Source organism: Colwellia polaris (assembly GCF_002104515.1).
In the GTDB taxonomy this organism is placed as follows: Bacteria; Pseudomonadota; Gammaproteobacteria; order Enterobacterales; family Alteromonadaceae; genus Cognaticolwellia; species Cognaticolwellia polaris.
Window position 1 is genome coordinate 112,241 of record NZ_NBOE01000005.1, and the last position, 13,132, is coordinate 125,372.

The window sequence follows — 13,132 nt, forward strand, 5'->3', positions numbered from 1 at the left end:
ATAATTAAATGATTAAATGATTAACTGCCACTTACCTATTTAATCTTTAAATTATTTTAGACTCAGCAATTTGAACTAAAATAAAGCTTACCCAGGCGATAGTTATAATAAGTAATAACAATATATTAAAGTGCTTACTATCACTTTTTCGGCGACTACGATACTTATCTAAAATCAAACAAAAATAACTACTTAGTGCACTTAGCCATAACACAATATATAAATAGCCAGTTAAAGGTGTTAACCAGAATTTCCGAATTTCAATATCATGGTAACGTAATATGCCGTAATCCGACTCAGGTGCTGCGTAGTAAGAAACTATTAAAGCGAAAATAAATAAGCCCCAACCAACGATGGCTAAAAATCTCAATAAATAAGTCCAAAAATCAGCAGTATTCCTTCGCTCTTCTCTCGTATTTTTCATACTTCATACCGCCTTTTATCTCTAATTGTCATTTTTCTTTTTATAAAGACAAGATTTAGCAATTTTTACTTGTTAAACCTTACAAGCAAGGTAACATATCAATCCTTAAAATTAGAGAACATTTTTGACAAAAAAGAGGTTTAAATGTCAGTCATTGCAATTACTGATATCTTGGCAGGAAAATATCCTGTTAATGAATCAATTACTATCCATGGTTGGATCCGCACACGTCGCGATTCGAAAGCAGGTATCTCATTCTTAGCAGTTCATGACGGTTCATGTTTCGACGCTATTCAAGCAATTGCTCCGAATAACTTGGATAATTATCAGACTGATATCTTAAAACTTACCACGGGCGCTGCGGTTAAAATTACCGGTATCTTGGTAGAATCTCCAGGTCAAGGTCAGTCGTTTGAATTACAAGCAGAGCAAGTTGAAGTATTAGGTTTAGTAGAAGATCCTGATACTTACCCTATGGCAGCAAAACGTCACAGTATTGAATTTTTACGCGAACAAGCACATTTACGCCCTCGCACTAATATAGGCGGTGCAGTTACTCGTGTTCGTAATACCTTAGCGCAAGCGGTACACCGTTTTTTACATAGCAAAGGTTACTTCTGGATCAGCACACCATTAATTACCGGTAGTGACTGTGAAGGTGCTGGCGAGATGTTCCGCGTTAGTACCCTAGATATGGAAAACTTACCGTTAAACGACCAAGGAAAAGTCGATTATAATCAAGACTTTTTTGGTAAAGAAACGTTCTTAACTGTTTCAGGCCAACTTAACGTTGAAACTTATTGTTGTGCCCTTTCTAAAGTTTATACTTTTGGACCAACATTCCGTGCTGAAAACTCTAACACTACTCGACATTTAGCTGAGTTTTGGATGATCGAGCCTGAGATCGCTTTCGCTGAATTATCAGATGCCGCTGACTTAGCTGAAGAAATGCTGAAATATGTTTTCCAAGCTGTACTTGAAGAACGCGCTGACGATATGGCTTTCTTCCAACAACGCGTTGATAAAACAGTTGTAGACAGATTGAACTCTGTTATTAATAACGACTTTGTACGTTTAGATTACACCGACGCTATCACTATATTAGAAAACTGTGGTAAAAAGTTTGAAAACAAAGTTGCTTGGGGGGTTGATTTAAACTCAGAACACGAGCGTTACTTAGCTGAAGAACACTTTAATGGCCCCGTTGTTTTACAAAACTACCCGAAAGATATTAAATCTTTTTACATGCGTTTAAATGACGATGGTAAAACCGTTGCTGCTATGGATATTTTAGCTCCGGGTATTGGTGAAATTATTGGTGGTAGTCAACGTGAAGAACGATTAGATGTGCTTGATAAACGTTTAGCAGAAATGAATTTAGATCCAGCAGATTACAGTTGGTATCGTGATTTACGCCGTTACGGTACTGTTCCACATTCAGGTTTTGGTTTAGGTTTTGAACGTTTAGTTGCTTATGCAACAGGTATGCAAAATGTACGTGACGTGATCCCTTTCCCTAGAACACCAAATAATGCGGCATTCTAATCTCGATTAATACCAATTAATGTTATTTCGACATTAAAAAACCCTCTTTATAGAGGGTTTTTTATTAAGCTAAATAAACTGAACTCTGGAAAAGCAGCACTTGCTCGATGCTCACTTTTAAGCACTTTTCAGTGGAACATTATCTCGATTGAAAACTTATTTAATGTTGATCTACTACGTTAAAAATAACTAACGTATTCTTGAAAATCTTTGCTGGTTTTTAATGGTAAGTCTTTAGCTGCTTCACCAATATATAAAAAACCAACAATTTCTTCATGAAGTTCAATATTTAAACGCTCTTTAACTAACGGATGATAACTCATTTCACCTGTGCGCCAAACCGAACCAAGGTCTAAACATGTAGCGGCCATTTGCATGGCATGTACTGCACAGCCCGCTGCTATTAATTGCTCTTGTTTAGGCACTTTAACATGTTGATGAAATTTTGTACTTACGACAATAATTAATGGTGCTCTAAATGGCATTTTAGCCGCTTTTTCTATTTTGGCTTCATCAGCACCACCAGTGATAACAGCAGACTTAAATGCCTTACTTAACTTAGTTAAGCCATCATCTTTAATAACGGTAAATAGCCAAGGTGTTAACCCTGCATGGTCTGGAACGCGCATTCCCGCCTTGAGAATATTATCAATAACCTCTTGTTCTGGTGTATCACCGTGTAAATGAGGATTAGATTGGCGAGTATGTAAAAACTCTAATACATTCATAAATTCTTAAATTCCTTTAGTTTGGTATCCTTGGAGCCAAAATTAACTGGTAAATAAAACGAAAAAAGGACTGACTTCCTCCTATATTACCGGCATAAATAAGTTTCTAACTGCCTGTAATAATATAGGTTAAATCATATTTGTCATTAAATAATATAGCTAAAATTTATATTTAATTTAGCTTCAACTTTACCATTAATAATACAATTATTCATAATGATATCAGTACAAAAATAGAGAAATTCTTTCTAAATAACATTTGGACAAAATTAGTTACATTTGCGACTACTTAATTACAATAATATTCAGTAGCATGTAGCATATATAATACAAAACGTTTTGCAGACAAGCTTTATGAAAGAAAATAAAAGTATGGTAGCTCGAATCACCTTCGGTTTTTTTAGCCTACTTAATACCTCAAGAAAAATTATTATTAATTTAGTGTTTTTTACCGTGTTGTTAATTTTAATACTCACTTTAACTGGTGGTGAAGAAACCATAGTGGTGAAACCAGGTTCGGCATTAGTATTAAACATTACTGGCGATGTGGTAGAGCAAAAGCATGAAATAGATCCAATAGATGCTTTTGTCAGTGAGGCACTCGAACAACCTGATACCGCGCCAGAGGTACTATTAGCCGATATAATATCGGTAATAAAGCACGCTGAAACAGATAACAACATTAGTATGATCGTGTTAGATCTAAAAAATATGAGCGGCTCAGGCATTACTAAATTAAGTGATATTGCCCAAGCGCTAAGCCAATTTAAAGATAGCGGTAAAAAAATTATTGCTGTTGGCGAACAATACAGCCAAAACCAATATTATCTCGCCAGTTTTGCGGATGAAGTTTGGTTAAACCCTAAAGGCTGGATGTTATTAGACGGCTATGGTCGTTACCAACTTTATTTTAAATCTGCATTAGACAAGCTATCTATAAGCCAACATGTATTTCGCGTTGGCACTTATAAATCAGCCGTAGAACCTTATATTAGAGATGATATGTCTGATGCTGCAAAAGAAGCCAATCAATTATGGTTAACTGATTTATGGCAACAATATAAATTTGATGTTGCTCAACAACGAAATTTCGATGTCAGCAATTTTGACGAAGATGTTGATGTGCTCGTAGCAAAATTAAAAGCGGCAAATGGCAATATTGCTGAATACGCATTAGCGAACAACTGGGTTGACGCATTAAAAACAAGAGAACAAATTAACCAAGAGTTAATTGGTATGTTAGGTAGTGATGGTGAACAAGGTTATAAAAAAATAGCTTTTAACGATTACTTAAATGTTATTCAAAATCCATTTGCCACACAGATTTTTAACGGCGATAAAGTTGCGGTGGTTGTAGCCAAAGGCACTATTTTAGATGGTGAGCAAAAACCTGGCACCATAGGGGGTGCTTCAACTGCTGCACTGCTTCGCAAAGCAAGAATGAATGAAGAAGTAAAAGCTGTTGTATTAAGGGTTGATAGTCCGGGTGGCAGTGCTTATGCGTCAGAAGTTATTCGACAAGAAGTTGAATTATTAAAAATGGCAGGAAAACCTGTTGTAGCCTCTATGGGCACTTATGCTGCCTCAGGTGGCTATTGGATTTCAGCACCAGCTGACAAAATATACGCTTCCCCTACTACAATAACGGGTTCAATCGGAATATTTGGTTTTTTTATGACCTTTGAAAATACCTTAAGTAAATTAGGCATTTATACTGATGGTGTTGGCACTACAGACATTGCCGGTTTTGGTTTAACCCAAGAACTAACCCCGGGTATGGCAAGCATAGTGCAATTAAACATAGAGCGCGGTTACCGTGACTTTATTGAATTGGTTGCGCGTAATCGAAATATGAGTACTGCAGAAGTTGATGCCATAGCACAAGGTCGAGTATGGTCAGGCAAAAAAGCGATGGAACTTGGTTTAGTTGATGCTTTAGGTAATATTGATAACGCAATTGAAGCTGCTGCAGAGCTTGCCGGCTTGCAAGATTACAATACAATGCTTATTGAAAAAGAAAAAAGCTCAAGAGCATTATTTTTGCAGAGTTTATTTGGTCAAGCGCTAACTTACTTAGGTGAGACAGAAACTAAACAGCATAGCGAAAACAGTATTACAAAAATTATCAGCCAGTTATCACTTGAGTTAAAGCAGCTGGCTCAATTAAATGATCCTCAAGGCATTTATTCTTTCTGCTTGGCGTGTGACATTGACTAAGTAAATCGTCAATATACGTTTAACAATAGCCTCGAAATGTCAGGGCTTTTTTTTAATTTAATCATGCTTTATCTAGAAAGCTTATTAACACTGTGTGATACAATTATTTGTAATAATAATCCTACTTTGACCAATTTCTAATTAGGTCACTTTATCATAAGACTTACGCCATGAAAAAACGTATATATATCGCTTATACCGGCGGTACAATTGGTATGAAACCAAGTAAAGATGGATACATTCCACAGAAACAGCATTTAACTGACGCAATAATGAAAACGCCTGATTTTCATCGAGAAGAGATGCCAGAATTTACAATTAATGAATATCACCCATTAATTGACTCATCTAATATGTCACCTACTGACTGGCAACACATCGCCAACGATATAAAAAAACATTACGATGATTACGATGGCTTTGTTGTACTTCATGGAACCGACACCATGGCTTACACCAGCTCGGCTTTGTCGTTTATGTTAGAAAATTTAAGTAAGCCTGTTATTGTTACCGGGTCACAAATACCATTTAGCCAATTACGCTCTGATGGTAAAGAGAATTTACTCAACGCACTATTCATTGCTGCTAATTTCCCTATAAACGAAGTTGGTTTGTTTTTTAATAATAAACTCTTCAGAGGTAACCGAAGTATCAAAGCTTATGCTGATGGTTTTAATGCTTTCGATTCACCTAACTTGCCGCCTTTACTTGAGGCTGGTATTAACATTAAGTTAATCGAGGGTAAAATAACTCAGCCTATTTCTCAGCCATTAAAATTAGCGCAAATTACGCCACAGCCCATAGGTGTGGTTCATCTGTACCCAGGCATATCTGTTGAGTTAATTAAAAACATTATTAAGCAGCCGGTTAAAGCTTTAATTATTCGAAGTTATGGCGTAGGAAACGCACCGCAAAACCAGGCAATGTTAGATTGTTTAAAACAAGCTAACGATAATGGCATTGTTATCGTTAATTGTAGTCAGTGTATTAAAGGTACAGTGAATATGAAAGGTTACGCAACAGGTAACGCGCTAAGTAAAATTGGTGTAATTAGCGGAAATGATATGACCTTAGAAGCAACATTAACCAAACTTCATTACTTATTAAGTAAAGACTATAGTCATGAGAAAATTTGCCAACTATTAGAAGTAAGTTTACGCGGCGAATTAAGTTAACGCATAACAACTTTTATAAGCGCTATCAATTTCAAGTGATCAGCTGTCCGTTTATGGACAGCTGATAGTTAAAGATCAGTTTAAATTTTAATTGATGTATTATTGAAAGATAGGTTTAACTCTATCTAATAAAACAAGATCGTTCTGCTCAAACTTTCCTAACATTAACCAATGTGAAAATTTATCTTCTAAATCAATTGGCGTTCCCGACAACATTTGAGTCTGCATTAAATTTACCTGCACTTCCATTCTACTTTGTTGTAATTCACTAGGAGAAGGAATACCAGATAAAATTTCTAGCTCTAAGGTTGCCGTTTTCCGATCTGCCACAATATCTTTATTGGCTAAGTCTTTTAATTTCTTTTGCCAAAATGTACTTAAATTCTGGAATTCATCTTGCTCGGTGAACTCAGTTTTATTGGTAACGCCTTGTTCAAGTGTTGCAAATAAATGTAACCATTGCTGTTTCTCATTCGCTTGTTTACAGTCAGCTATTTTCTTAGATAAAGATTTATCTTTAGCAATAATTTGTTTTTCTAACTTAAGCAACTTAGGTTTTTGTTGCATTACTTCAAGCTGCAATGTTTCTAATGCTTGTTTAAAATCTTGTAAGTCAGGTAATTGATCAACTTGTGAATATTGCGTTAGTAAGGTTTGTAAACTTAACTCTAACTCAGTCGCTTTAGCTGTACTTACCGATTTTTCAAGCGCTGATTGTTGATCGCGTTTAGCAAAAATATCATCATTAATTTTTCTAAAGTTTTGCCAAAGTTTATTTTCAACTTTATGGCCGGCATAACCAATACTACGCCATTTGTTTTGCAACGCTTTAACTTGGTTAACCGCGGAAAAAACATCGTCTTGATCTAGCAATTGTTTAGCTGAACTAATGAGCTGCTGTTTCAGTTGCTTGTTTTGTTCATGAAAAACTTTAATGGCTGATTTAACTGGCTGCAACGTGTTATTAAACTGTTGATTTATTTCCTGATAAAGGGCGCGATCAACTTGCCCTGCACTTTGCCATTGTTTAATCAGTTGATTTAGTTCAAGTTCTAAAGACTTAAAGTCTACCGTTGAAATTTTATCTGAACCTTGATCCGAACTTTGATCTACAGATTCAACAGGTAAAGTGTTAGCAAGCAAAGTAGCTTGTTCGAGGTAAGATTGACGTGTTTGCAAATGTTGCGCACGTAATTTTTCTTGTTCTGCAAAAAATAAACGACATGGCGCAAAAGCTGCTTCACAAAGTTGATTAAACTCGGTATTTAATTGTTGTTCAGCTTCATCGTCAGCATGACCTAAACTATTCCAAGTTTTACGGTATTGCTTCACCTTTTCAGCTTGCTCGTTTGGATTATCAAGAGGTGTTTCAACAATAATTTTTATATCAGTTAACAACTGTTGCTTGCGCGGAGTTGCAATATAATGTTCCCAATCAGCCAACTCGGTAATTTTTTCATTAATCGCATCATAGTCTTTTTGAATGCGGTTTTTTTGTTGTTCAGATAAAGCATTAAACAATTGCGTTGCTTTTTTGAAAACACCAAACGCGGCATTGTATTTACCTGAAGCAATTAGTCTTTTAACATCGTGCAGTTTTTTCTGCGCTACACCAAACTCTTGCTTTTGAATTTGTTGCAAAGGTTTAACAGCTTGACGCCATTTACGTTGTATTTCACTGGCGGCATTCTTAATTGAGTCAGGCAAAATGCCTGCCGCGTTTTTCTCAACATCTTGCCAATTGCTTAACCAATCTTGATATACCGGCAAACGTTCATTCATTTCTAATACCGAGGTAGGCATAGATAACTGTGAAATTTTTGATATTAAATGTGTAGCGTCACTTACAGATTGGGCAATTTCAGGTAATTTTTGTAGCTTTTGTTGTTGTTGACAAATTTTAGCAATAAAACTATTTTGCTCTTCTTTGGCTAACGGCGAAGCTATAATTTCACTGGTTAATTTATCGAAAAGCGTTTGATATTGCTGCTCTTCAATATGATCATTCTCAAAAATACTGGTCGTTAGCGTTTGATCAATAATCGTTAATGTTTTATCAAAATGAACGCGTGACTTTTCTTGGCTATCAAGTAACTCTCTAGCAATTTCAGCTTGGGCATGTTGCTCAGCTTTTGCGGCAAAAAGTTTATCAAGTTGCACAGTAATGGTTTTATGTTTGGAAAGCAGAACGCTATCTTGCAAAGATTCAAAGTTGGCAAACTCTGTTATTAATGTTTGCCATTCAACATTTAAGTTAGTGCGTTTTTCTAGATATACTTGATAGTCGTATTGATCTTTTAATGCTTGTAGTTTAGCTAAAACTAAATCTATTTTTTTACGCAATACAATCGGTTGATCAATACTAAATTGTAATTTCGCTATCTTCTCATTTAACTGCTGTGTTATTACGCTAAGTTGAGATTTTTTCTTTAATTTTTCTAAGGTATCTAAATCATCAACTTTATTAAGAATATAGCCTTGTACTTCTTCACTTTGCTTTTGACTAAATAAGTTAAGCAGTAGTTGTGGCTTTATCGCTAACTTACTTGTTTGGTCATTGTGCTGTGATTTACTGGCTATTTTTTCAAATAATGTAATGATCAAAGCCGTTTCTTCTGCCGTTTTTAACCAAGATTCAAAAAAACTAAAATTGTTCGAGTTTTCAATAAAGGCGAGCTTCTCTGCTTCAGAAATTTTAATTTCGTCTTCATTCATTAAAATGCTAGCAACTTTTTTTGCTGCATATTGCTGCACTTTTAATAAGGTATTTTCTTGGCTATGTAATAACCAAGATTGATAGTTATTAAGCTTTATAAGTGCAGCACGACGTACATTTTCACTTTCATCATTAGTCGCAAGATCTTGAATAACCGCTAACTGTTCTGGTTCATTTATTGATAAGCTTGAATTAATTGCTTCTACACGTACGCTAGTATTTTTATGTTGCCATTTCTTTTTTAAAAACTTAGAAAAAATCATATATCTGAAAACCTAGCAATGTCATTGCTGTCTAACGCTGAAGGGAAATCTGAACGAAGTTCACGTTTTGTTTTAATGATCATTTCACCTTCTGAGCTAATAGAAAGCGTTTGATCTGAATTTAAATGTTTAGCTTGATATGCCATGGTAATTTGTAAAGCACTTAATTGCTGTTCTTTCGCCACAACTGTACCTTCTGGCCATTTGCCAGTTTCAGCTGCGCATTTTAAACGTAAATACATATCTTCTGACATAGTGTCAACTAACTGCATGATATCCATCAATATCTCTTTATAAAATTAGGTTAATTAAGCTTTGCTGCGTTTGGCTAAAATAAGTCTGACTCGGGTAATAATGTAAAGAATAAAACCTAAAATAGTGCTGGTAATTGCTGCTACATACTGCCAAGTGCCTGGTTGGGCATCTTGCCAATATAGAAAAAGAAAACCACCACAAAATAGTAACATGGCGATAAAAGAATGCGTCATCAATTGTTGCGATTTTTCTACGGCACTTACACGTTTTATATTCGCTATTTTTTCAGCATCTAAGGTTGTTAAATCAATTTGGCAATGCTCACAACTTTTTGCTTTATCTGATATTTTTTTCTTACAACTTGGACAATTTATTACGGCCATTTTCATACCTCTGTTTCGATACTTTATTTTACCTAAAAAAAACGCCCTTGCGGGCGTTTTTTTTCAGTAATTAACAATTATTTTTTATTTCGCTTTTCAAAACGATCTTCCCAGAAATCGGCATTTTCTATTTCGAGACTTTTTGGATCAAAAGTGTATTCTTCAACACCCGAATTTTTTTGTCTTTCGTAATCTTTTAATGCTTTAATCGCAGGTTTAGATATAAAAAATATCACCAAAATACCAATAATATTTAACCAAGCCATCATGCCAACACCAACATCGCCCATACCCCAAGCAATATCAGCAGCTTTAACGGTGCCATAAAATGTTGCCACCATAATTAACAATTTTAATAAAAACGTTAAGGCAGGAAAGTTAAATGTGCGTTTTATGTAAGATACATTATTCTCTGCAATAAAGTAGTACGCTAAAATAGTAGTGAAAGCGAAAAAGAATAATGCGATAGCAATAAACGGTTTACCAAAGCCGGTTAACATACTTTCTACCGCAATTTGGGTATAAGCAGGACTGTTAGCCGCAATGTCGCCAGCAATGTTTTGTACTATAAAACTTCCCGAGCCTTGTAGTTGTACATTGTATGATTGGGTAATTAAAATCATAAAAGCAGTTGCGGTACAAACGAACAAGGTATCAATATAAACTGAAAATGCTTGTACTAAACCTTGTTGAGCTGGATGATCAACTTCGGCAGCAGCGGCAGCATGAGGACCAGTACCTTGCCCTGCTTCGTTTGAATAAACTCCACGTTTGACACCCCAACCAATAGCGGCACCTACACCAGCCATAGGAGAGAATGCATCAGTGATGATCAACATAAATACATCGCCTAAACGATCTATGTGTAAGAAAATCATCACACAAGCAATAATAATGTAGGCTAATGCCATAAATGGCACAACCACTTGGGTGAAACTTGCAATACGTTTAACACCACCAAAAATGATAAAACCAAGTATTAACACAATAAACACAGCAGTATAAAGCTTGGTCATTTCAATTGGACCAATTGCAGTTTCTACAATATTACCAGTACCAAACACCATAGTAACGGCAACACCTATACTGTTAGATTGCACCGTTGGTAACAAGGCCCCACAAGCAATAATGGTAGCAAGAGCGAATATCCAAGCATACCATTTTTGTCCCATGGCTTTTTCAATGTAATAAGCAGGACCACCACGGTATAAACCGTCTTGCTCTTCTTTATAAATTTGTGCATTTGTAGATTCAATATAAGCGGTAGCTGCACCAAAAAATGCAACAACCCACATCCAAAATACCGCTCCTGGGCCACCAAAGCCTATGGCAGCTGCAACACCGGCAATATTACCTGTGCCAACACGGCCCGATAACGAAACCGCTAGTGCTTGAAATGAAGATATACCCTTCTCTGAACTTTTACCGGATATCAGCAAACGCCACATTTCACGAAACTGTCGAACTTGCACAAACCGAGTGATTACAGAGAAAAATAATCCAGTACCCAAGCAAAGATAAATCAATGCTGGGCTCCAGATAATGTTATTTAATGTATTTACAATTTCTTGCACTAGAGACTCCTAATAATTATTATTTTTTTTAAAGTATATCTGTTGTAATTAATTTTTATATTTAAGTATTATCGTAAATCATCTACTACATGATAAATAGCGGTAAGAAAGTCACGCCCGAACAAGCTACTGCGCTCGTCTGACCAACCCACACTAAAATCAGGTAATAAATCATTGTCTTTAAATGGCATTTCAACGGTGTAAGCTAAACATTTAAATTGCTCACCTACCCAGTTTGCTGCAACCGTTAAATTCGCTTTACCTGGTTCGTCTTTATCATAACCTTCGTCATCTTGAAATTCAGGGGTAATAGCTAACAATACATTTTTAAAATTATCTTCAAGATCTTTAATTCGAGCATTATAAGAAGGAACACCTTCGCTGCCGGCAACAAAGTTAAACGGTAGTGCTTCATCGCCGTGAATATCTAAATGCATATCTACGCCAGTTTCGAGCATTTTTTCTCTAACAAGATAAACTTCAGGGCTATTTTCCATGGTTGGTGTTTGCCATTCGCGGTTTAAATTAATCCCGTTAGCATTAGTGCGAAGGTGCCCACGAACCGAACCGTCTGGATTCATGTTAGGCACTAAATAAAATACAGCGCTATTGAGCAACGAACGCGCAACACCGTCGTCTTCATCTAATAAACGATCAATAAAACCTTCCATAAACCATTCAGCCATAGATTCACCTGGATGCTGACGCGCAGTTATCCAAATAACTTTTTTACCTTCGCCCTCTTCACCCACTTTTAATAGCGACATATCACGGCCATCAAGGGTTTGTCCTAACACTTGTAATTGGCAATCAATATCTAATTGAGCACTGTGAATTAAATCTTGATGACGCTCGTAACTATATGGCGCAAAGTAAGCAAAATAAGTTGAGTCATATTCAGGGGTAAAAGTTATTGAAAGGTTTTCACCATCAAACGATGTAGGAACACGAAACCAATGTTGGCGGTCATAAGATGCAACCGCTTGATAGTCTTTCCATCCTTCTACATAAGCAGATTTACCAGCATTAGTTAAATGCATTACATGTTCTGAATGTTCGGTATTATGAAGTTTGAAATGAAACCATTGATAAAATTCTGAATTATGGTCTTTTTTAATGGCTAACTGAATATTGTTTGGGGTTTCTGCTGAGATAACATCGATATTACCTGAATCGAAGTTTGAAGATATTTGCATAAAGTGATCTGCTCATTAATTTTATGATGGCAATAGTGTACACAAACACTTAAAAGATCAGAAGTCTAAAGAGTCCTTAAATACAACCCTATTTCAGTTGAATAGCCTAAAGATCGAGCAACAACCGTGTTTTGGCCATCTAAAACATAATAACTCGGGTAACCTTGCACCTTAAAGTCAGCTTTTACTCTTTCATTACCGAAAGCAACCGGAAAGGTTAATTGGTGCTTTGAAGTGAAAGCTAGCACCTCGTCATCATCAACAAAATCTAATGCGACAGCAACAACATTTATTTGAGGATTTTTTTGATAAATATTCTGTAAGTTATCAATACTCATATTACAAATTTGACACCAAGGAGCAAAAAAATAAACAATGGTTTTTTTCCCGTTAGCAGTCAAAGCAATATCTGTATTGGCAGTGGTTTTAAGGTTATGTACATTAGGCACAACATCATCGCTGCTTGATAACATATCAGTTTCTCGCAGCATAGAAATAGCATTAAAAATTAAGAAAAACACCAACGCCTGTAAAAGTAAGCTTCGCAACAAAGTGATTTAATCCTGTAAAATCATTGAGTACTTAATGAGACCGGATAAAGGCTTTTATTATTCAAGATAAATAAAACTATTTTGTAACTTTGATTTTATTAAGTC

General features: G+C 35.7%; 11 protein-coding genes. 3 read left to right on the top strand and 8 right to left on the bottom strand.

The annotated features are described in order from the left end of the window. Positions 1–46: 46 nt before the first annotated feature. Positions 47–424: a hypothetical protein gene (locus tag B6A32_RS10170; protein ID WP_085303593.1), complete on the bottom strand. Its 378-nt coding sequence runs from the start codon at positions 422–424 to the stop codon at positions 47–49. Positions 425–568: 144 nt separating this feature from the next. Between B6A32_RS10170 and asnS the strand changes: the two genes are divergently transcribed. Further along, positions 569–1,969, top strand: a complete 1,401-nt coding sequence (gene asnS / locus B6A32_RS10175) for an asparagine--tRNA ligase (protein ID WP_085303594.1) — start codon at positions 569–571, stop codon at positions 1,967–1,969. Positions 1,970–2,148: 179 nt separating this feature from the next. Here the strand turns inward: asnS and B6A32_RS10180 are convergent, their stop codons facing one another. Next, on the bottom strand, positions 2,149–2,697 hold the full coding sequence (locus tag B6A32_RS10180) for an NAD(P)H nitroreductase (RefSeq protein ID WP_085303595.1): 549 nt from the start codon (positions 2,695–2,697) through the stop codon (positions 2,149–2,151). A 354-nt stretch (positions 2,698–3,051) separates the two neighbouring features. Between B6A32_RS10180 and sppA the strand changes: the two genes are divergently transcribed. Then, positions 3,052–4,914 carry a signal peptide peptidase SppA gene (gene sppA, locus B6A32_RS10185; protein ID WP_085303596.1) on the top strand — a complete coding sequence of 621 codons (1,863 nt, stop codon included), beginning with the start codon at positions 3,052–3,054 and terminating at the stop codon, positions 4,912–4,914. Positions 4,915–5,084: 170 nt separating this feature from the next. Then, complete coding sequence (ansA, locus tag B6A32_RS10190) at positions 5,085–6,089, top strand: asparaginase (protein WP_085303597.1); 1,005 nt, start codon at positions 5,085–5,087, stop codon at positions 6,087–6,089. 99 nt (positions 6,090–6,188) lie between these two features. On the opposite strand, the gene B6A32_RS10195 is transcribed toward ansA, so the two are convergent. From B6A32_RS10195 to B6A32_RS10220, 6 genes are all read right to left on the bottom strand, one after another. Next, positions 6,189–9,068 (bottom strand): DUF349 domain-containing protein, encoded by a 2,880-nt coding sequence (locus tag B6A32_RS10195; RefSeq protein WP_085303598.1) that lies wholly within the window; start codon positions 9,066–9,068, stop codon positions 6,189–6,191. Beyond that, positions 9,065–9,349: a YeaC family protein gene (locus B6A32_RS10200; RefSeq protein WP_085303599.1), complete on the bottom strand. Its 285-nt coding sequence runs from the start codon at positions 9,347–9,349 to the stop codon at positions 9,065–9,067. Before B6A32_RS10200 ends, B6A32_RS10195 begins: the two co-directional genes overlap by 4 nt. 27 nt (positions 9,350–9,376) lie before the next feature. Then, a complete protein-coding gene (locus B6A32_RS10205) occupies positions 9,377–9,706 on the bottom strand; it encodes a hypothetical protein (protein ID WP_085303600.1) in 330 nt (109 codons plus the stop codon). Positions 9,707–9,783: 77 nt separating this feature from the next. Continuing rightward, entirely contained in the window at positions 9,784–11,280 is a 1,497-nt protein-coding gene (locus B6A32_RS10210) for an alanine/glycine:cation symporter family protein (protein WP_085303601.1), read from the bottom strand. Between the two features lie 68 nt (positions 11,281–11,348). Next, positions 11,349–12,476 carry a M14 family metallopeptidase gene (locus B6A32_RS10215; RefSeq protein WP_085303602.1) on the bottom strand — a complete coding sequence of 376 codons (1,128 nt, stop codon included), beginning with the start codon at positions 12,474–12,476 and terminating at the stop codon, positions 11,349–11,351. A gap of 65 nt (positions 12,477–12,541) precedes the next feature. After that, complete coding sequence (locus tag B6A32_RS10220; protein ID WP_085303603.1) at positions 12,542–13,027, bottom strand: TlpA family protein disulfide reductase; 486 nt, start codon at positions 13,025–13,027, stop codon at positions 12,542–12,544. Between the last annotated feature and the right edge of the window lie 105 nt (positions 13,028–13,132).